Genomic DNA, 20,328 nt, shown 5'->3' on the forward strand with positions numbered 1-20,328 from the left:
TTAATGCTTTTATACTAAATTATGATTAACGTAACTAAAACATTTTTACCACCAATCGATGAGTACACTGCGCAAATACAGCGTGTTTACGATAACGAATGGCTAACCAATAGAGGCGAGTTAGTAAGAGAACTTGAAGATAAGTTAACGACTTATTTGAAGCTTGAAAATAGTAAAATATTAATAACAAATAACGGTACGATTCCATTACAAATTGCCCTAAAATTGGTAGGAAAAGGAGGCGAGATTATTACAACTCCATTTAGTTATGTTGCTACTACGGCCGCTATTGTGTGGGAAAATTGCACACCAGTATTTGTAGATATTCATCCGGATTACTTAACAATTGACGAAAGCAAAATTGAGGAGGCAATCACTAGCAAGACAACTTGTATATTAGCTACTCACGTTTTTGGTAATGCTTGCAATATAGAAGCAATCGAAAAAATCGCTCAAAAGCACAATTTAAAAGTAATTTATGATGCTGCTCATTGTTTTGGAGTACAGTATAACGGTAAGTCTATTTTTGAATATGGTGATGTAAGTACCTGTAGCTTTCATGCTACTAAGTTATTTCATACCGGTGAAGGCGGAGCAGTTTTTTGCAAGGATCCTGAATTGTTTCATCAAATTTTTTACAGTCACAATTTTGGACACAATGGGCCTGTTGATTTTTTCGGATTAGGTATTAACGGTAAAATATCAGAGCTGCATGCGGCCATGGGATTGGCTGTTTTTCCGTATATGAATGAAATTTTAAAGGGGCGAAAAAAAATTGCTGACTTTTACGACACTCATCTAGATTTTACTAAACTATCTAAATTGAAATTACGCGAAGGAACAATTTGGAATTACAGCTATTACCCTGTTTTATTTGAAAGTGAGGAGGATTTATTGCAAGTACAGAAATCTCTGAACCAAGTTCAAATTTTTCCTAGAAGGTATTTTTACCCTTCTCTAAATACCATTAATTATGTAACTAATGTGAATATGGAGATTTCAGAAAATATTGCAAGTAGCGTTTTATGTTTACCTTTGTACTATAGTTTAAATCAGGAAGCAATTGAAACGATCATAGAATCAATAAAATTAAATATTAAATAAAATAGTATATGGAAATTACAACTTTTTTACAACACTTTGCAGACATGTTAGACGATACTGATGCAGCTTTAATTACTGGAGATGCGGTTTTTAGAGATTTAGACGAATGGGATTCTTTGACAGCATTATCATTGATTGCGATGGTTGATGATGAATATGCAGTTAAACTAGCCGGTGATGATATTAAGTCGTCAACGACTATTAATGACTTATTTGAAAAAGTAAGTACTAAATTATAATACAATTATGGCAACTATAACTGTAGACGGAATTTCTATAAAAGGTATCTCTTGCTGCGTACCTGCTAGAGTAGAACGTAATGTTGATATTCAAAATCAACCGGCAGAAGATATACAAAAGTTTATCGATGTTACAGGAGTTGAAGAGCGTCGAATAGCAGATGCAGATGTTTGTACCTCTGATCTATGTATGCAGGCAGCGACAAAGGCTTTAAGCGCAGTCCAATGGGAAAAAGAATCTATAGAAATACTTGTGTTTGTTTCACAAACAGCCGATTATATATTACCCGTTACTTCCGCCATGTTACAAGATCGATTAGGCTTCTCTAAGGATTGTATCGCATTTGATATTCCCCTAGGATGTTCTGGTTATGTTTACGGTATCTCTGTTATTACAGGTATGATGAAGGCTTTTGGTCTTAATAGAGGGGTTCTATTAGCAGGAGATACCAGTAGTAAATTAGTTTCCAAAAATGATAAAAGTACCTATCCTTTATTTGGCGATGCAGGAACCGCAACGCTATTTGAAACAGATGTTATAAATTCTACCATTAATTTCGATTTGGGTACTGATGGTTCAGGATATAAAGCAATCATTGTTCCCCACGGTGGTTCAAAAAACAGTATTACTGATGCGTCATTCGAGCAAGTAGAGTATGGCGCCGGAATTACGAGAAATCAATGCCAACTAGCTTTAGAGGGAATGGATGTGTTTTCCTTCGGTATTTCTCAAGCACCTAAAACGGTCAATAAGTTGATGGAAGCTTTTGCTATTGAAAAAGAGCAAGTTGATTACTTTGTTTTTCATCAAGCCAATCTGATGATGAACAAAATGATTGCTAAAAAATTAAAATTACCTGCAGAGAAAGTACCTTATTCCTTAAAATATTTTGGTAACACCTCTTCAGCTACTATTCCTTTAACGGTAGCTACAGAAGTAAAAAATCAGCTGAAAGAAAAAGATTTAAATTTTATCTTTTGTGGTTTTGGAGTCGGATTATCATGGGGTAGTGTATTTTTAACCTTAAAAAAAACAGTGATCATAGAGATCGTAGAATATGAAGATTAAAAATATATATTCAGACCCAATTGTTTTAGAAGAGGAAAAAGCTACTTTTTTAGATAATTGCTGGATCCTTTTAGGTCATAAGAATGAAGTCAAAAATAACAATGACTTTATTACAATTAATTATTTAGAGAAATCTGTATTTATTCAAAATTATAATGGAGAAATTAGATGTTTTGAAAATGTTTGTTTGCACAGGTTTAACACCATCCATGAAGAGGCGAACGGTAATAGAGTTTCATCATGTTTATATCATGATTGGCTTTATGGTAAAAGTGGAAATGTGGTCGGCTTTAAATGCAGGAATTCTTTTAATGGAGTAGATGTCAAAGAAAAGAAATTAAAAAGTTATCAATTGAACTTTTGTGGGGATTTTATTTTTGTAAATTTTTCGAATTCTAGCATTACTCTAAAATCTTTTTTAGGCGATATGTTTGAAGATTTGCAAGATTTTAGTTTAAATTTCGGCGACAGAATAACAGATTATAGTAAGCATCACAAAGCAAATTGGAAATTGTTAGTTGAAAATGTTCTTGAGTGTTACCACTGTTCTTCCATCCACCAAAATTCGTTTGCTAAACTTGGTTATGGTTTTGATACTCCTATTAATTTTAAAAAATATAATGCTCATAGTTGGTGTGAATTTCCAAGATCAGAAGAGGTTGCTCAGAATAAAATTGTAGAGAAGGTCTTGAAGAACAGGACATATAAAACTCAAGGGTATAAACATTTTTATATTTATCCAAGTACATTTATAAGTACGGTTGAGGGAAAGGGCTTCTATATGGGGCTAATGAATGCGGATGATCAAAATAGTACGGATTTAAGGGTTCGCTATTTTTCTTCTAAATTTCATAATATTAGCGAGGAATCTAACCTTAATTTGATTGAATTCATTAACGAAAGTTCAAAATCGGCCTTGGATTTGGTATTGAATGAAGACAAAAATATTTTAGAGAACATCCAAAAAAACATATCAAAAGAAGAGTACTTAGATCCTCTTTTTGGAACTGAAGAATTTAGAATTATTGATTTTTACAAATTTTATAAGCAAGAATTCAAAAACTTAATATAGTTATGAAAATTGATTCATTTAGTTTAGCTAATAAAATAATATTAGTGACTGGTGCTTCCTCCGGGATTGGTTATGAAACTTGTATGGCTATTAATAGACAGGGTGGAAATTTTATTGCAATTGCTAGAAGAGCGGATTTGCTCTTGGAGTTGGTCTCTAAAACAAGTGATAGTAATAGGTTTATTATTGCTGACTTAACCAAAGAAGAAGATATTCTTTCAATAATAAATTCTGTTGATAAAATAGACGGTTTAGTTCATTGTGCAGGAATTGTTAGTTTAGCACCTGTAAAATTTTATAATCAAAAACTAATGGAAGATATTAGAGTTGTCAATTACGACTCAATATTAAACTTGGTTAATCTATTATTTAAAAAGAAAAAAGTTAATAAAGGCAGCTCAATTGTACTTGTAGCATCACTGGCAGGTCTATTCGGCATGAAAGGAAACGGAATTTATGCAGGAACAAAAGGAGCTTTAATTGCAATCTCCAAAGTGTGGGCTAATGAATTTGCTTCTATGAAAATTAGAGTAAATTGTGTTTCGCCAGGGATGGTAAGAACAGAAATTACGAATCGATCAATTACTGATTTATCTCGAGAAGTTATTGAAGAAGATGAAAAAAAATATCCCCTTGGTTATGGAGACGCTGAAGATGTTGCCAATCCAATAGTTTTTTTATTGTCTGAAGGAAGTAAATGGATAACAGGTCAAAATATTGTTTTAGATGGCGGTAGAACAGCAGTAATTTAAAAAAATGAAAGCATTTATTAAACACATATCGTACTATTTACCCGAAAAAATCTTATCGAATGAATTGATTCACGAGGAGTTTCCAGTTTGGGATATAGCTAAGATAAGCTCTAAGACGGGGATTAATGCTAGGCATATTAGTAGCGATGATGAATTTACATCAGACATGGCAGTACATGCTGCTAATAAATTGTTCGATGAGCATTTAATTGATAAAAATGAAATTGATTTTTTATTATTATGTACGCAATCACCTGATTACTTTTTACCAACAACTGCCTGTATTCTTCAAGATAAGTTAGGATTAAAAACTTCTATTGGAGCGTTAGACTTTAACTTGGGTTGCTCTGGTTATGTATATGGGCTAAGTTTAGCCAAAGGATTAATCGCCGCTAATATGGCGACAAATGTTTTATTAATAACAGCCGAAACTTATTCTAAATTCATTCATCCTAAGGATAAAAGTAACAAAACTATTTTTGGAGATGCTGCAGCAGCCACATTAGTTTGTGCCGATTCAGGTACTTTAGAAATTGGAGATTTTGTTTTTGGAACAGACGGTAAAGGTGCTGAAAATCTCATTGTAAAGAATGGGGCAACCCGTAACAAGATTCAAGAAAATGCTGATGTGGTCGATGAATACGGAAACGTGCGCAACGACAACAATCTATATATGAACGGTACAGAAATTTTTAGCTTTACAAGCGAGTCAGTACCGCAATTAAATACTGCTATTTTAGATAAAATTGGTAAAACAATAGAGGGCATCGATTTATTCGTTTTTCATCAAGCTAACAAATACATGCTTAATCATTTACGAAAAAAAATTGGTATTCCACAAGATAAGTTTTTTCTAGCTATGGAGCATTGTGGTAATACTGTTTCTTCAACGATTCCAATTGCCTTGTACGAAGCAATTGCATCCAAAAGAATCGTAGGCTGTAAAAATATCATTTTGTCGGGTTTTGGTGTTGGCTATTCTTGGGCAAGTTGTAATTTAATTCAATCGTAAATGAAAGAGTTATTGATTATTGGAGCTAGAGGATTTGGAAGAGAAATTTATTCATTGGCCAAAAGATCGATTGGGTATAATAAGGACTTCAAAATAAAGGGCTTTTTAGACGATAAACTTGATGCTTTAGATGGTTTTTTAAATTATCCGCCTATTTTGGGTAGCGTTGAAGATTTTGTTATTTCTGAGTCTGATGTTTTTATTTGTGCCTTAGGTTCAACAAGGTGGAAAAAGTATTACGTAGATATTGTGCTTTCTCGTGGAGGTGAATTTATAAATTTGATCGATAAATCAATCATAGTAAATGAAAACGTAAGTATTGGCTTAGGCTGTATTATTAGTGAAAATGTAATTTTAAGTAATGATATTAGTATCAATGATTTTGTTACAATTCATCCTTTTACAAATTTCGGACATGATGTACAAATTGGTAAATATGTTAATATTGGCGCTCATTGTTTCTTAGGTGGTTTTTCGGTCATTGAAGATGAAGCAGCAGTGCATGTTAGGGCGACAATTTTAGATAGATTACGTGTAGGTAAGAAAGCGATAATTGGAGCAGGAAGTGTAGTAATACGTAATGTTAAAGAAAATACCACGGTATTTGGTAATCCAGCAAAAAAAATAGAGTTTTAAAAATACCTTATACCTTTTAGCAGTAATAGAGAAAGTAAATAATCGATTGATAGTTTAACTTATATTACTTTGAAAAAAATAGAAAATATTTATACACGGCAAAAGCTCTTGATTTAAATTGCTTTTGCATAAAATAAAGGACAACCTAACGGATAATAATTTATTCTAAATACACCGTGCTACTTACATTATTTATATGATATCAAAACCCTTAGTAACTGTTTCCATGATTACTTACAATCATGAACAATTTATAGAAGAAGCTATTCTAGGCGTATTAAACCAAGAGTGCAACTACGATATGGAATTGGTGATTACAGATGATTGTTCTACAGATAATACAGAAGCAGTTGTCAAAAAAATGCAATCGCATCCTCGTGGTGATATTATTAAATACATAAGACAACCTGTTAATAAAGGAATTTACTGCAATTCAGTTTTAAATTTAGAAAATTGTAATGGTGATTATATTGCAATGTGTGAGGGAGATGATTACTGGATTGATCCATTTAAACTTCAAAAACAAATAGATCTTTTGATAAGTAATCCAGAAGTGGTTTTGACCTTTACATCGCGAATAATACAAGAAGCTGATTTGAGTGAAACAAACAGTATTTGTCAGGATAGATTCTGGACTAAAAATGACATTTATGCCTATGGATCTGTTTTTCCCACGCAAACCATGGTAGGAAGGAATTATCAAGTAGAACTCATGAAATTCATTAGTTTATTTCCAGATAGTTTTGGTTTTGATAAAATCATCGGCTATTTCTATTGTTTAAAAGGTAAAGTACAATCTATATCTGATATTACAGCGGTTTACAGGCACAATGGACTCGGTGTATGGTCTAAGTTCTCCGAACAAGAAAAAATAACATTACATATCGACCAATCTTTACAATTTCTAAATACAATTGCTAGAGAAAAGATTGATGAAAGTGTTAGCTTAGATGAATTAAAGCAATTATTGTTTGTAAGGATTATCAATAATAATTTACAAGATACTACATTTTTAAAATTCCTTTTCAAGAAGTACAAGTTATCAAATAAATTAAAGCTAATTGCAATTGGTAACAGAGTGAAATCAGATGTTAAAAAAGCGGTTAAAACAATATACAAATAGTTCAAAATGATTCCATTTAATAAGGTGTACAGCACCGGGAAAGAATTAAAATATATCGATCAAGCAATAGCGAGTGGTAAAATTGCTGGTAACGGTAAGTTTTCTAAATTGTGCCAATCCTTCTTCGAAAACAAATACGGTTTTAAAAAGACCTTGCTAACCACCTCCTGTACGGATGCATTGGAAATGTGTGCGATCTTGGCAAATATTAAGGCTGGAGATGAGGTGATCGTTCCTAGTTACACCTTTGTATCGACAGCAATCGCTTTTGTAAGACAGGGTGCCACCATTGTTTTTGCAGATTCCTATGCTGACAATCCTAATATAGATGCAGATAAAATTGAAGCCCTAATCACTCCAAAAACAAAGGCAATCGTTCCTGTGCACTATGCAGGTGTTGCTTGTGACATGGACAAAATTATGGAGATCGCTGCAAAATACAATATATTGGTAATTGAAGATGCAGCCCAAGCGATTGATAGTTTCTACACGGATAAGTTAGGCGTTAAAAAGGCTTTAGGATCAATAGGTCATTTAGCAGCATTTTCGTTTCACGAGACTAAAAACATTGTAGCCGGAGAAGGAGGATTATTAGCCATAAATGACGATCGCTTCATTAAGAGATCAGAGATTATCTGGGAGAAAGGAACTAATAGAGCGAGTTTTTTTAGAGGAGAGGTAAATAAGTACGGCTGGGTAGATACAGGTTCTTCGTTCTTACCCTCTGAGCTAATTGCTGCTTTTTTATGGGCACAATTAGAGCAGCTAGACCAAATCCAGTCCAAGAGAATTGCCCTTTGGAACGCCTACAAGGATTGCTTTAGTAAAATAAGTAATTTAAATATTCGTTTGCCTGAAATCCCAACTTATGCTAGTAAAAACGGACATATGTTTTATGTAGTTACCAAAGATATTGAGAGTAGAGATCAACTCATTCAAAAATTAAAACAAAACGGATTCTACTCTGTTTTTCATTATTTATCCTTACACAAAAGCGATTATTTTGAAGGTCAACACGATGGTAGAGACTTAAAAAACAGCGATAAATTCACAGATTGTTTGTTGCGATTACCTCTTTTTTATGACCTTGATGTAAGTGATGTAGAACGATTAGTGACTAGCTGTTTCTAGTATTTGATTACTTTAAAACAATGTACATTCCAAAAATTAGTGTTATCATCCCGGTATATAATGTTGAATTATATATTCAAGAATGTATCGAATCCTTGCTACATCAAACGTTTAGAGATATTGAATTTATTTTCGTCAATGATGGGTCTAAAGATAATTCAAAAGCTATAATTGAGTCTTATCTAGCGCTCGATTCCCGAATTACACTTATAAACCAAATCAATCAGGGAGTAAGCGTTGCAAGAAACGCTGGACTAGTAGTTGCTAAGGGCGAATACATAGGTTTCGTAGATTCAGATGATTGGGTAGAGTTAGATATGTATCAAACACTATTAGAAGGCATACAAAAAAATGATGCCGATCTAGTTTTATGCAATATGTTTGGTTACGTTGACGGAAAAAAATCGGTTCTCAATTATCATTTTCCTTCAGATAAATCCTTAGACTTTAGCTTTATTCAAAATGAATTATGGCCTTATTTAATAGAGAAAGATGATTTGTATTCTTCTTGTAACAAATTATTTAAAAATGCAATTATTCAAGACTATGCAATAACTTTTCCCGAGGGAAATGCACTATCTGAGGATAATATTTTTAATCTTAAGTATTTTGGTAAAATAAATAAGTTCCTATACCTAGATTATGCGGGTTATCATTACCGAGAGGTTGCCGGTAGTGCCATGAGAAACATGCTAGGACATAATTACTTTGAAAATATAATTTCGCTTTATCATTTTAACTTTAAAATTTATCTCGATTTAAAGTTGACTGACGATCAAATTGCGATTATAAAAGGAGAGAAATTAATCAATAATACGATCTCTCTAGTTCATCTATATTTTATCCCAAGACCTGAGGTTTCATTTTTCAAGAGATTGAAACTAGTAAAAAAAATGCTAAATAATACAATTTTAGTGACAGTCTTGAAGGAGCAATACGATGTTGTTATTCAAAATAAAGGAAGATTTGAAAAATTAATCTTAAGTTCAATAAAAAATAAATCAGTACTTATGCTTGCTTTGGCAACTAGCTATAGCAGGATGAGAAATAAATAAAATTATGAAAATATTAATGTTTTTGCATGGCGGTAGTCGTAATAGAGGATGTGAAGCAATTGTTCGCTCGGGTGTTGCCTTAATTAAAAAGCAAAACCCAAAGGCAGTGGTTGATTTAATCTCTTTGCACCCAGAAACAGATACTATTATTCCACTTATAGATACTATTTATCTAGATACTAGAAGGGCAATACCTAAATATTCTTTGAACTGGTTCCAAAGTTATTTGCGACTAAAGTTATTCAAGGACGATACTTTTGCTTTCAGACAGATTCACAAAGACATTATAGATAAAATACCTAATTATGATATTTTTCTTTCAATTGGGGGAGATAATTATTGTTACGGAGAACAACCTGGATTTTATGAAATCGATCGTTGCATCAAAAAGGCAGGTAAAAAGTTAGTACTCTGGGGTGCTTCGATAGGAACAGAAGATCTATCAGCTGAAAAATTAAAAGACTTACAAAATTTTGATTTAATACTTGCAAGAGAGAGCTTAACTTTAGAGATATTAAATAATAATGGTTTGCAAAATGTTAAGCTTTGCGCTGATGGGGCTTTTACTATGGATAAAGAAGAGTTACCACTTCCAGAAGGATGGCAGGAAGGAAATACGATAGGATTTAATTATAGTCCTTTAGTTCAGCGAAAAAATAAAAATTCGTACGAGGCGGCAAAAAAATTGATCCAACATATTTTAGACACCACTACCATGACCATTGCTTTTACCCCTCATGTTATTGAGGAGGGTAATGATGACTATGCAGGTTTACTTGCATTTTATAATGAATTCAAAGACAATGGAAGAGTATTGCTACTACCAAATTATTTAACCGCCATTCAGTATAAAGGGTATATCGCTAGAATGCGCTTTTTTATAGGAGCTAGAACGCATGCAACAATTGCAGCTTATTCTAATTGTGTTCCTACAATGGTTTTAGGGTATAGTGTAAAGTCGAAAGGAATTGCAAAAGATATTTTTGGTTCAGAGAAGTTGGTCTTGCATCTTGAAGAGATATCGGACAGTGATAAACTAAAAGCTAGGTTTGACGAAATGGTTGCTGAGGAAACGGATATTAAGAACATTTTAAATGCCAGAATTCCAGAGATTAAAAATATGTCTCGTAAAGGTGCAGAATTGCTTTTTGAAATCAACTAATGAAGAAAAATATAGCTTTTGTAATTCCTAGCTTAGCGGCAGGTGGTGGTGAAAAAAGTTTGGTTAATTTGTTGAATTGTATAGATTTTAGCCTTTACGATGTTGATTTGATACTTTTTAAAAAACAGGGAATTTTCTTAAATTCAATACCCAAAGAAGTTACAATTGTACCTATTCAAGGAGATTATATTGATTTTACAAAGGGACTTTTTCAATCTATAATTGCTTTTTTTATTAAGTTTAAAATGCGTTCGCTAGCGCACAGGTTATCGTTTTATATCAAAAACAAACGGATTATAAATAAAGCAAAAGCAGAACAATGTTCTTGGCTCAATATAAGTAGTTCTATTCCAAGTTTCCCAAAAAAGTATGATGCAGCCATTGCTTTTTTAGAAAAATCATCCATTTATTTTACTGTTGAGAAAATAAATGCCCCTTTAAAAATAGGCTGGATTCATACCAACTACTCTAGCTCAGGTATGAGCTCTAAGTTTGACAGCCCATACTTTAGTCAACTCAAAGCCTTAATAGCGGTTTCGCCAGAATGCAACGACAATTTAAAACTAAATTTCCCTGAGTTTTCTTCGAAAATTGCAACGATTTACAATATTGTCTCACCAGACATTATCCGTTCGTTATCGCAAAAAACGGAAAATATAGATGGTAGATTTAACGACGGTGTACCTATTCTAGTTACGGTAGCGAGACTCAGTCAGGAAAAAGGTTGCGATTTAGCCATCGAGGCGAGTAGGATTATGAAAGAGAATACGATTGCTTTCAAGTGGTTCATTATTGGTGAGGGGAGTGAGCGGGTTAAGCTAGAAAATAAAATTAATGAATACCATTTAGGAGAACATGTTTTTTTGATTGGATTAAAAGAGAACCCCTATCCTTATGTTAGTGGATGTACTATTTATGTTCAGCCTTCTCGATATGAAGGAAAGTCAATAGCAATTGAAGAAGCTAAAATTTTACTAAAGCCAATAGTTGTTACAGATTTTTCTACAGCAAAAGATCAAATAAAATCAGGTAGAACCGGCATTATTGCTGAAATGACCGCGAAGGGTCTTGCAACCGCGATTCAGAATTTATTAAACGATACGCCACTGCAATTACAGCTATCTTCAAATTTAGGCAATGAGGATTTAGGTACAGAAAATGAAATTAATAAGCTTTACACCATTTTAAATGAATAACGGCAAAAAAGATATTTTATTTATTACACATGAAATGCAATGTGGAGGAGCCGAGAAAGCATTAGTTTCCTTATTGCAAGTGATAGATTATGATAAGTACAATGTTTATCTACAGCTTTTTAGAAATCGGGGTTTGTTTTTAAAACAAGTACATGAAAATGTACATATTCTTCCCGAGCGAATAGAATTTCAATTTTTTGACATGCCTTTTAAAGAAGTCTTTATTACTTGTTTAAAGTTGGGTAGATTTGATGTTATTTTTAATCGAATTGCGTCTAGTTTAGTAATGAAATACGAGAAAAATGTCTATCGGAAAGAACAATTAACTTGGAAGTATATCAGCAATTGCCTCCCTAAATTAGAAAAGAAATTTGATTACGCAGTGGGATGTATCGAAAAAGGACCGAATTATTTTTGTGTCGAAAAAGTAGATGCGAACAAAAAGCTTGGTTGGATTCATAATGATTATGACAAAATGCAAATGTCTAGAGAGATAGATATTCCTTTTTTTTCAGCTTTAGATTATATTTTTACAGATTCAGAGGCATGTAAGGTTGTTTTGGAGAATAATTTTGAAATGTTTAACGGTAAATTTCAAGTACTCAATAACGTTGTTTCTCCTACTTTAATCAGGAAATTGGCTTTAGAGCAAATAAATGAAACTTTTGAGAAATTTACTATTGTATCTGTTGGTAGATTTAGTTATCAAAAGGGATATGACTTAGCAATAGATGCCGTTAAAATAATAAAAGAAAAGGGATATAAGTTCCAATGGATAATCTTAGGAAATGGAGAGTTAAAGGAGCAATTAGTAAAACAAATTACCGCTAATAACTTACATGATGAAATTCAGTTAGTTGGAATAAAAGAAAATCATTACCCGTATGTTAAACAGGCCGACTTATTTATGCAAACGTCCCGTTTTGAAGGAAAATCGATTTCAATTGATGAAGCGAAAATTTTGAACAAACCTATTTTAGTAACCAATTTTAGCACCGTTAATGATCAGATTACCAATAACGAAACAGGAATGATAGCCGAATTGACAGCCGAGTCCATAGCCGATAATTTAATGGAGCTTATTGATAATGATAGTTTAAGAAATCGACTTAGCCATAATTTGAGTAGTAATGATTACGGGACTGAAAAGGAGATTGAAAAACTGTACGAATTTCTAGAAAACTAACAGATGAGTTTCACTATATTTACTCCTACTTTTAATAGAAAAAAGTTCCTTCCCTTAATTTATCAAAGTTTATTAGATCAACAGATCACCGATTTTGAATGGCTTATTGTAGATGATGGCAGTACAGATGGTACTGATGAGGTAGTTCAAGAGTTGATATCTAGAGGAGAAATGGTAATACGTTATTTTGTAAAAGAAAATGGAGGTAAACATACTGCTATAAATGTAGGGGTTGCTAAGGCAAATTATGAATTATTTATTATTATCGATAGCGACGATGTTTTTGCTAAAGGCGCTCTAGAAGCCATAGCAAAACAATGGGTGCAGGTTAAAGACAATAATCTCATTTGCGGGATAGTAGGATTGTCTAGTTTTACAGACGGAAAAATAGTAGGTACAAGATTTTTAGAAGAAAACTGGGATGTATATTTTTCAGATATATATTATAAATACAATCTAACAGGCGACAAATCAGTGGCGTTTAAAACAAGCGCTTTAAAAGAATTCCCGTTTCCTGAGCAAGAGGGTATTCGACTCGTGTTTGAAGCTGTAGTCTGGCATGAAATGGCTAAGAAGTACAAAGTACGTTGTATCAATACAATCACTCAAATTGTCGAATACCAAACAAAAGGACTTTCGGACAGCTCTTATAAAAAATGGTATCTTCAATCTATGGCTTTTTCCTATTTTCAACTAGTAAAAAATAAGACACATCCATTTAGAAAGTATCCAAAAGTATTTATTTGGAACTATGTTTATTTAATGATGTACTCCCTTTTAATAGGACAGAATTACACTAGTAAATTAGGGTCATTTTATCAGAAGGTTTGGTGTTGGATTGTGTTTCCGAGAGCTTATTATTCATATCTAAACATGAAAAAATTAATTGTAAATTAAATTTTAAAAAACAGCAATGATCAAAAGAATTATAAAATCGCTTAAATTCCGATTAGGATATATATCCGCAGGTGAGCTTAATGTAGAGGCTTGTTTAAAAATGGGAATGAAATTAGGTAAAAACAATCATGGTGTAGCAGCCTGTATGCTTGATTATGCGCATTGTTGGTTAATAGAAATTGGTGATAATGTGACTTTTGCACCTGAAGTATACTTGCTAGCACATGATGCTAGTACCCAAAAGTTAGTCGATTATACTAAAATTGCGAAAGTAGTAATTGAAGACAATGTTTTTATAGGGGCAAGAGCATTGATTATGCCTGGTGTAACTGTAGGTAAAAATTCTATAGTTGCAGCTGCAAGCGTTGTCACTAAGTCTGTTCCTGAAAATACCGTTGTAGGAGGGAATCCCGCCAAATTTATTACTACTGTTAGCGACTATAAAATGAAACATCAAGAATTAATGAAAACTGCACCTGTATATGACAAAAGTTGGTTAATGCAAGAAGGAATTACGGCTGAAATGCGTGATCAAATGAGTAGTGACTTGAAGAACACGACGGGTTACATCGTCTAATTATTTTTTTAAAAAAAAGTTAAGATCTCAATTTATGCTTTTATTCGTTTTTTTCGTTTTTATATTTTTACTTTTACTAATCCTCTCTTTGGATTTGTTTCCACAGTTTTACACATGGCAAAGCCGCATTCACATTGGTCGTTTTAATTCAAAAGAAATTTGGATGGTTAAAATGCAAGAACGTGCGCTGTCTTGGCTGCATAGGACGCCAGTGATCAAACTTACTGATAATAAAAGGTTGCTACTTATAGATATGTTGAGAGGGAACTACAAAAGAGCTGCCATACAGCATTGGCAAGAAGCTGCTTTAATTTTGGGACTGACAGAGGCGTACAATAAAACGCAAAATGAACAAATTAAATTAAAAATTAATACATACCTCGATAAGAAAATCGATAGTAAAGGAATGTGGAAAATACCTCCGAAAGAAATTGACGGAGTGATTTTGGCCTACGCTATTATTAACTTAAAGGACATTGATCACCATAAATTCAAGCCAGCTTTCGATTGTATTTGGGAGCTAGTTCGCGGGCTAAAGGGAACAGATGGTACGGTGGCATATAAAGCATACAGTGGTAATTATCGTTTCGTTGATACGATTGGCTTTATTTGCCCTTTTTTGATTAGTTACGGTGTTACGTTTCAAAATGAGGAAGCGATAAAATTGAGTATTAAACAGATAACACAGTTTAATGAATTTGGTATGTTAGCAGATAAGTTTATTCCTTGTCATGCCTACCAAATTAATACTACTACTCCCGTAGGACTATTTGGATGGGGTAGAGGATTAGGTTGGTATGCTATTGGGCTTATCGATTCATGGACCGCTTTGCCAGAGGAACACATGGATAAAGGTGTATTAACTGCCAGCGTTACAAAATTTGCAGAGATGGCAAAGTCATTTCAAAATGAAAATGGCAGTTGGAATTGGATTGTTTCTGTTAAAGAGGCAAATGCTGATTCTTCAACTACGGCTACTTTAGCATGGTTTTTTAGAAATGCAGCTAAGATTCCTGAAATAAAATCTTTAGCTTTAGAAGCTAGTGATAAAGCACTTTCCTATTTACAAACGGTTACTAGAAGAGACGGAGCCGTTGATTTCTCTCAAGGAGATACAAAAGCTATAGGGGTTCATTCACAGGAATTTGATATTTTACCTTTTGCACAAGGTTTCGCTTTGAGGGCTACTTATTTATGAAACTGCTATATATTACAAATGCCATTCATGGCTCTGGTGGCTTAGAGCGTGTATTATCAATTAAAGCAAGTTATTTAGTTGAAAACTTAGACTATGAGGTAGAAATAGTGACTTTAAATTCAAGTAAAGAATCTTTGTTTTATCACTTTAGCCCAAAAATCAAGATCTCTGATGTATCTGTTTACGGAGCACCTATAGTGTACTTAAAACGTTACATACAAGAATTATTAGCTGTCGTAAATAAAAGCAATCCTGATATCATTATTGTATGTGATGATGGATTAAAAGGTTTTTTACTTCCTATTATTTTTAAGAAGAGCAGGGTTGTAGTGTATGAACGTCACGTGTCGAAGTTAATTGAAATGCATCATGATTTTTCATTCATTAAAAAAAGCGTAATTAAATTGAAATGGCTTTTGATGGATACATTAGCAAAAAAATTTAATGCTTTTGTCGTTTTAACTGAAGGAAATAGAAAAGAATGGTTTGGCCTAAAAAATCTGAAAGTAATTTCAAATCCCCTTTCCTTTTATCCAAAAGATTCTAGTAGTCTTGTAAACAAGAAGGTTATTAGTGTAGGTAAACACAGTTATCAAAAAGGGTATGATTTGTTGCTAAAGTCATGGGCTTTAGTAAATAAAAAGCACCCTGATTGGACGTTAGAGATTTACGGGAAAAGAGAAAGTGCAATGGGACTAGAAGAATTAGCTAAAGACTTAAATATAGAATCTGCTATTTCTTTTAATCAGCCGGAACAAATGATTGAACAAAAGTATCTTGAATCTTCTATGTACGTAATGTCATCTCGTTTTGAAGGTTTTGGAATGGTTTTAATAGAGGCGATGGCCTGTGGAGTGCCTTGTGTATCTTTTAACTGTAATTATGGGCCAAGTGATATTATTACAAATAATGAAGATGGTTATATTGTAGAAGAGCAAAATCACATAGCATTGGCCGAAAAAATAATTTTTTTGATTGAGGATCAATCCTTGCGTCAAGCTATGGGTGCTAAGGCAAAGGAAAATGTGAAAAGATATTTACCTTCTATCGTCTTACACGAATGGGACAATTTGTTTAAAAATTTAGTACGATGAAACAAATTGTAATTTTAATTGATCAATTACATAGTGTTGGGGGTATCGAGCGATTGGTAGCTCTAAAAGCAAATTACTGGTCAGATGTTTTTGGATATTCGGTGACGCTGATTAGCACAGAACAACAGAACAAAGCTTTTTCATATCCTTTATCAAAAAATGTTAGCTTCATTGATTTAAAAATTGACTTTGATCGAACTAGTAGCTATTTTGGGTCTCGAAATCTATTTAAATTCCTAGCCAATATTTGGAAACTAAAAAAAGAGTTGCGTAAGATGCAACCTGATTTCATCCTTGTAGCATCTCATATACCCATTACTTATTGTATTAATTTTTTTAAAGGTAAAGCTAAGACGATTAAAGAATTTCATTTTACAAAATTTAACGAGCCAGCAGGTCTAAGAGGTAAACTTGAAGATCAAATGTACAAGCAGTATGATTTTTTAGCGGTTTTAAGCACTGAGGAAGAGAATTTTTTTAGATCAAATAACACTATTGTTTTACCTAATCCTGTCGAGAGTCAACCTCTCCTACGAGATAAAGACCAAGAAAAAAAAAAGAAAGCTATTTTTATGGGGAGATTGGCACCAGTAAAAAACCTAGAAGCGATGATCGAAATTTGGTCTTTGTTTCATAAAAAACATAGTGATTGGTTTTTGGAGATTTATGGCGACTACAATGATCCTTATGCTTTATTGATTAAAGCTAAAGTAGAGTCACTTGGTTTAAGTGATACAATTATTTTTAAAGGAAGAACTAAAGATGTTTTACAAGCGATCAATACAGCACAAATAATGCTCCTAACCTCTCATCAAGAATGTTTTCCTTTAGTTATTTTAGAATCACTTTCACAGGGTGTACCCGTTTTTAGTTTTGATTGCCCTACTGGACCTAGAAATATTTTAACTGACGGATACGATGGCAGGTTGATTGAAAACACAAATGTGGAAGAATTTACAATCGCATTAAACAAGTTTGCAGATAGCGAATCGACGGAGTCCCACTGGCGTGAAAATGCACTACTGACAGCTCAAAAATATTCGATCCAAAATATTATGGATCTGTGGAACAATAAAGTTTTTAGTAAATGATTATATTGAGATACCTGCTTTATTTTCCGCTTTTGATGCGATTTAAAACGGCACAGCAAAAAAATCTTATCATTAAAGATATGTTTGCAAAAAATCCTTCGGCAACAAACAACATTGATGCCCTATTTATATACATGATAGGAACTGATGTGTACTTTCGAACGATATTTTATCACAGGACTAGAGGTTTTTTTACAAATGTTTTAAGAATGTTTTATCCAAAAGAAAAATATTTTATAATAGATAGGAGTAGTACTATTGGTGGAGGGATAACAGCTGCACACCCTTACGGAACGATTATAAATGCAGCGAGTATTGGTGATAATTTGTATATCAATCATCTGGTAACCATCGGTGAGAAAAATGGCAAAAAGCCAATAATAGGTAATAATGTTGAATTACATGCAAACTGTACTATTATAGGAGGAATTACAATTGGTAATAATGTTATTATTGGAGCAGGTACAGTTGTTACCAAGGATGTGCCAGACAATACGGTCGTTGTGGGCGCTACAAATCGATATTTAGCCCGCTAATTTAGGAAATATTTAAAAGTTAAGTTTTAGAAAAAAACTATTCGAGATTATGATTGATTTTGTGCCTATTCAATTTTATAAATTATTTTATTACAATTTCATGTTGTTTATGGTTTTTGTTGTTTGGTTGAGTTCCAATAGATCGAAGCTAACCAATAGTAAAAGCCTAAATAATAAAGGAGTGTTAGGTGTCTTTATACTTTTAATTATTACCGTTTACATAGGTTTAAGACCTGTGAGTGCATACCGTTTTGGCGATATGGGGGTGTATGCTGCCTCTTTTCAGAAATATGCAGATGGTTATCCCCTGATTTTGAGTAGAGAAATTGCCTTTGATTATTTTATGTATCAATGTGCCCAGATCATGACTGTCAATTTTTTCTTTTTGGTTTGTGCAATCATCTATATCGTACCACTGTACCTAGCTTCGAAGCGACTTTTTAAGGAATATTGGTTTTATTCTTTTTTTATTCTGATTTGTTCTTTTATGTTTTGGTCTTTTGGTACAAACGGTCTACGTAATGGAATGGCTACCTCTATTATGCTTCTAGCGCTTGCCTATACGGATAAAAAGCATATTATGATAGTATTGATGCTTTTGGCGGTAAATTTTCATAAGTCAATGTTACTACCAATAGGAGCCTACATCATTACATTGTTTTATAAGGACAGCAAAAAACTTTTTTATTTTTGGTTGCTATGTATTCCTTTGTCTCTTGCTGCAGGTGGGAGTTTCGAAGCATTGTTCGCTGGACTAGGATTTGATGATGATCGATTAAAGTATTTTAGTGATGAAAACATCAATGACCAGGTTATTAATACGGGCTTTCGGTGGGATTTCTTATTATATAGTGCTCTAGCTACTTATGCAGGTTGGTATTTTGTGTTCAAAAAGAATTTTAAGGATCCTCTATATAATCAATTACTAAATGTTTATTTGATTTGCAATGGGTTTTGGATATTAGTGATTCGAGCGAATTTTTCTAATCGTTTCGCCTACTTATCTTGGTTTATGATGGGCTTGGTCATTATTTATCCTTTACTGAAAAAAGAATTTTTTAAGAAACAACATCAAATAATAGGTACCATGATTTTAGGCTATTTTGCCTTTACGTATCTGCTTGAAGTAATTTTGCCTGAAAATTAAATAGTTTTGTTAAAATATGAATGAAAAATTAATAAGTGTTATCGTTCCCGTTTACAATGTCTCTAAATATCTGAGGCAATGTTTGGACAGCATTGTGGGACAAACCTATAAAAATTTAGAAATTATCTTAATTAATGATGGCTCTACAGATGATAGCCTTGCAATATGTCGGGAATATGAGATCCTTGATAATAGAATTGTATTAGTTTCGCAAGAAAATAAAGGACTTGCTGCAGCAAGAAATACTGGAATCCAAACCACGACGGCAGACTACTTGCTTTTTGTAGATAGTGATGATTGGTTGGCTTTAAATACCATAGAAACTGTTTTTCCGTTTATGGATTCAGTAGATTTAGTCTGTTTTTCTTTCATTAAACAATACCCTAGTCATCAAGTAGTTCGTTCTATGGAACTTAGTGGTGAATATAAAGCTTCTTTTCTTCAAAGAAGAATTACAGGCCTCATGAAACAAGAGTTGCATGATCCTAGTCATTTAGAAACTTTTGTGACCGCTTGGGGTAAAATATATAAAACTTCCATCATCAAAGAAAATAATATATTTGCTAAAAATATTAATGAAATTGGAGCCTGGGAAGATGGTTTGTTTAGTTGGGAGTATTTAAATCAGGCAGAATCAGTTTATGTTTTAGATAGTCCCTTTTATAATTACCGAAAATTCAATCCTGCTTCAATGACGTCCAATTATAAGGAAGGATTTTTAGATAAAACGCTTCATCTTTTTGATTTGATGAGTGCTAATCTACAATTGAACAATAAAAGCCAAGAATTTTATAACGCTTTTTCCAACAGAATATGTCTGAGTGTAATTGGTTTAGGTATAATTGAAACATATAACAAAGCGTCTTTCTTTGTTAAGCTAAAAAATATAAAGGCAGTACTTAATTCTCGTTATCATAAAGAAGCGCTAGCGAAACTTAGTTTGAATTATTTTCCAGTCCACTGGAAACTATTTTTCTTTTTTGCAAAATACCACATGGTAGTACCACTGTATTTTATGCTAGTAGTAATTAAACGAATCATTAGAAAATAA

21 protein-coding genes are annotated in these 20,328 nt (G+C 32.9%); all 21 read left to right on the top strand.

Annotated features, from left to right (window positions below; genetic code table 11):
- Positions 1-21 precede the first annotated feature (21 nt).
- A complete protein-coding gene (locus ACZ2G0_RS06640; protein ID WP_470309550.1) occupies positions 22-1,104 on the top strand; it encodes a DegT/DnrJ/EryC1/StrS family aminotransferase in 1,083 nt (360 codons plus the stop codon).
- A gap of 8 nt (positions 1,105-1,112) precedes the next feature.
- Entirely contained in the window at positions 1,113-1,343 is a 231-nt protein-coding gene (locus tag ACZ2G0_RS06645) for an acyl carrier protein (RefSeq protein ID WP_470309551.1), read from the top strand.
- A gap of 7 nt (positions 1,344-1,350) precedes the next feature.
- Positions 1,351-2,412, top strand: a complete 1,062-nt coding sequence (locus tag ACZ2G0_RS06650) for a ketoacyl-ACP synthase III (protein WP_470309552.1) — start codon at positions 1,351-1,353, stop codon at positions 2,410-2,412.
- Positions 2,402-3,484, top strand: a complete 1,083-nt coding sequence (locus ACZ2G0_RS06655) for an aromatic ring-hydroxylating oxygenase subunit alpha (protein ID WP_470309553.1) — start codon at positions 2,402-2,404, stop codon at positions 3,482-3,484. Before ACZ2G0_RS06650 ends, ACZ2G0_RS06655 begins: the two co-directional genes overlap by 11 nt.
- 2 nt (positions 3,485-3,486) lie before the next feature.
- Positions 3,487-4,236 (top strand): SDR family NAD(P)-dependent oxidoreductase, encoded by a 750-nt coding sequence (locus ACZ2G0_RS06660; RefSeq protein WP_470309554.1) that lies wholly within the window; start codon positions 3,487-3,489, stop codon positions 4,234-4,236.
- A 4-nt stretch (positions 4,237-4,240) separates the two neighbouring features.
- Complete coding sequence (locus ACZ2G0_RS06665; RefSeq protein WP_470309555.1) at positions 4,241-5,248, top strand: ketoacyl-ACP synthase III; 1,008 nt, start codon at positions 4,241-4,243, stop codon at positions 5,246-5,248.
- The gene (locus tag ACZ2G0_RS06670) at positions 5,249-5,884 is read left to right on the top strand and encodes a NeuD/PglB/VioB family sugar acetyltransferase (RefSeq protein ID WP_470309556.1); all 636 of its coding nucleotides are present in this window, start codon (positions 5,249-5,251) and stop codon (positions 5,882-5,884) included.
- Between the two features lie 196 nt (positions 5,885-6,080).
- Positions 6,081-7,007, top strand: coding sequence for a glycosyltransferase (locus tag ACZ2G0_RS06675; protein ID WP_470309557.1), 927 nt, complete (start codon positions 6,081-6,083; stop codon positions 7,005-7,007).
- A gap of 6 nt (positions 7,008-7,013) precedes the next feature.
- Positions 7,014-8,138, top strand: coding sequence for a dTDP-4-amino-4,6-dideoxygalactose transaminase (gene rffA / locus ACZ2G0_RS06680; protein ID WP_470309558.1), 1,125 nt, complete (start codon positions 7,014-7,016; stop codon positions 8,136-8,138).
- 20 nt (positions 8,139-8,158) lie between these two features.
- Positions 8,159-9,193: a glycosyltransferase gene (locus ACZ2G0_RS06685; RefSeq protein WP_470309559.1), complete on the top strand. Its 1,035-nt coding sequence runs from the start codon at positions 8,159-8,161 to the stop codon at positions 9,191-9,193.
- Positions 9,194-9,197: 4 nt separating this feature from the next.
- Positions 9,198-10,355, top strand: coding sequence for a polysaccharide pyruvyl transferase family protein (locus ACZ2G0_RS06690; protein WP_470309560.1), 1,158 nt, complete (start codon positions 9,198-9,200; stop codon positions 10,353-10,355).
- Complete coding sequence (locus ACZ2G0_RS06695) at positions 10,355-11,551, top strand: glycosyltransferase (protein WP_470309561.1); 1,197 nt, start codon at positions 10,355-10,357, stop codon at positions 11,549-11,551. The genes ACZ2G0_RS06690 and ACZ2G0_RS06695 overlap by 1 nt, the downstream gene beginning before the upstream one ends.
- Entirely contained in the window at positions 11,544-12,737 is a 1,194-nt protein-coding gene (locus tag ACZ2G0_RS06700; RefSeq protein ID WP_470309562.1) for a glycosyltransferase, read from the top strand. The genes ACZ2G0_RS06695 and ACZ2G0_RS06700 overlap by 8 nt, the downstream gene beginning before the upstream one ends.
- A 3-nt stretch (positions 12,738-12,740) precedes the next feature.
- Positions 12,741-13,634, top strand: coding sequence for a glycosyltransferase family 2 protein (locus ACZ2G0_RS06705; RefSeq protein WP_470309563.1), 894 nt, complete (start codon positions 12,741-12,743; stop codon positions 13,632-13,634).
- A 16-nt stretch (positions 13,635-13,650) separates the two neighbouring features.
- Entirely contained in the window at positions 13,651-14,211 is a 561-nt protein-coding gene (locus tag ACZ2G0_RS06710; protein WP_470309564.1) for an acyltransferase, read from the top strand.
- A 34-nt stretch (positions 14,212-14,245) separates the two neighbouring features.
- Positions 14,246-15,409 carry a glycoside hydrolase family 88 protein gene (locus tag ACZ2G0_RS06715; RefSeq protein ID WP_470309565.1) on the top strand — a complete coding sequence of 388 codons (1,164 nt, stop codon included), beginning with the start codon at positions 14,246-14,248 and terminating at the stop codon, positions 15,407-15,409.
- On the top strand, positions 15,406-16,503 hold the full coding sequence (locus ACZ2G0_RS06720) for a glycosyltransferase family 4 protein (RefSeq protein WP_470309566.1): 1,098 nt from the start codon (positions 15,406-15,408) through the stop codon (positions 16,501-16,503). Before ACZ2G0_RS06715 ends, ACZ2G0_RS06720 begins: the two co-directional genes overlap by 4 nt.
- Complete coding sequence (locus ACZ2G0_RS06725) at positions 16,500-17,594, top strand: glycosyltransferase (RefSeq protein WP_470309567.1); 1,095 nt, start codon at positions 16,500-16,502, stop codon at positions 17,592-17,594. Before ACZ2G0_RS06720 ends, ACZ2G0_RS06725 begins: the two co-directional genes overlap by 4 nt.
- Positions 17,591-18,130: a serine acetyltransferase gene (locus tag ACZ2G0_RS06730; RefSeq protein WP_470309568.1), complete on the top strand. Its 540-nt coding sequence runs from the start codon at positions 17,591-17,593 to the stop codon at positions 18,128-18,130. Before ACZ2G0_RS06725 ends, ACZ2G0_RS06730 begins: the two co-directional genes overlap by 4 nt.
- A gap of 49 nt (positions 18,131-18,179) precedes the next feature.
- Positions 18,180-19,277: an EpsG family protein gene (locus ACZ2G0_RS06735; RefSeq protein WP_470309569.1), complete on the top strand. Its 1,098-nt coding sequence runs from the start codon at positions 18,180-18,182 to the stop codon at positions 19,275-19,277.
- A 16-nt stretch (positions 19,278-19,293) separates the two neighbouring features.
- Complete coding sequence (locus tag ACZ2G0_RS06740; RefSeq protein ID WP_470309571.1) at positions 19,294-20,328, top strand: glycosyltransferase family 2 protein; 1,035 nt, start codon at positions 19,294-19,296, stop codon at positions 20,326-20,328.

It is taken from the genome of Flavobacterium sp. KKT103 (assembly GCF_055640565.1).

Bases quoted from the DNA above. Each gene is read 5' to 3' on its own strand.
- ACZ2G0_RS06640 (WP_470309550.1), top strand. From the start codon at position 22: ATGATTAACGTAACTAAAACATTTTTACCACCAATCGATGAGTACACT.
- ACZ2G0_RS06645 (WP_470309551.1), top strand. From the start codon at position 1,113: ATGGAAATTACAACTTTTTTACAACACTTTGCAGACATGTTAGACGAT.
- ACZ2G0_RS06650 (WP_470309552.1), top strand. From the start codon at position 1,351: ATGGCAACTATAACTGTAGACGGAATTTCTATAAAAGGTATCTCTTGC.
- ACZ2G0_RS06655 (WP_470309553.1), top strand. From the start codon at position 2,402: ATGAAGATTAAAAATATATATTCAGACCCAATTGTTTTAGAAGAGGAA.
- ACZ2G0_RS06660 (WP_470309554.1), top strand. From the start codon at position 3,487: ATGAAAATTGATTCATTTAGTTTAGCTAATAAAATAATATTAGTGACT.
- ACZ2G0_RS06665 (WP_470309555.1), top strand. From the start codon at position 4,241: ATGAAAGCATTTATTAAACACATATCGTACTATTTACCCGAAAAAATC.
- ACZ2G0_RS06670 (WP_470309556.1), top strand. From the start codon at position 5,249: ATGAAAGAGTTATTGATTATTGGAGCTAGAGGATTTGGAAGAGAAATT.
- ACZ2G0_RS06675 (WP_470309557.1), top strand. From the start codon at position 6,081: ATGATATCAAAACCCTTAGTAACTGTTTCCATGATTACTTACAATCAT.
- rffA (WP_470309558.1), top strand. From the start codon at position 7,014: ATGATTCCATTTAATAAGGTGTACAGCACCGGGAAAGAATTAAAATAT.
- ACZ2G0_RS06685 (WP_470309559.1), top strand. From the start codon at position 8,159: ATGTACATTCCAAAAATTAGTGTTATCATCCCGGTATATAATGTTGAA.
- ACZ2G0_RS06690 (WP_470309560.1), top strand. From the start codon at position 9,198: ATGAAAATATTAATGTTTTTGCATGGCGGTAGTCGTAATAGAGGATGT.
- ACZ2G0_RS06695 (WP_470309561.1), top strand. From the start codon at position 10,355: ATGAAGAAAAATATAGCTTTTGTAATTCCTAGCTTAGCGGCAGGTGGT.
- ACZ2G0_RS06700 (WP_470309562.1), top strand. From the start codon at position 11,544: ATGAATAACGGCAAAAAAGATATTTTATTTATTACACATGAAATGCAA.
- ACZ2G0_RS06705 (WP_470309563.1), top strand. From the start codon at position 12,741: ATGAGTTTCACTATATTTACTCCTACTTTTAATAGAAAAAAGTTCCTT.
- ACZ2G0_RS06710 (WP_470309564.1), top strand. From the start codon at position 13,651: ATGATCAAAAGAATTATAAAATCGCTTAAATTCCGATTAGGATATATA.
- ACZ2G0_RS06715 (WP_470309565.1), top strand. From the start codon at position 14,246: ATGCTTTTATTCGTTTTTTTCGTTTTTATATTTTTACTTTTACTAATC.
- ACZ2G0_RS06720 (WP_470309566.1), top strand. From the start codon at position 15,406: ATGAAACTGCTATATATTACAAATGCCATTCATGGCTCTGGTGGCTTA.
- ACZ2G0_RS06725 (WP_470309567.1), top strand. From the start codon at position 16,500: ATGAAACAAATTGTAATTTTAATTGATCAATTACATAGTGTTGGGGGT.
- ACZ2G0_RS06730 (WP_470309568.1), top strand. From the start codon at position 17,591: ATGATTATATTGAGATACCTGCTTTATTTTCCGCTTTTGATGCGATTT.
- ACZ2G0_RS06735 (WP_470309569.1), top strand. From the start codon at position 18,180: ATGATTGATTTTGTGCCTATTCAATTTTATAAATTATTTTATTACAAT.
- ACZ2G0_RS06740 (WP_470309571.1), top strand. From the start codon at position 19,294: ATGAATGAAAAATTAATAAGTGTTATCGTTCCCGTTTACAATGTCTCT.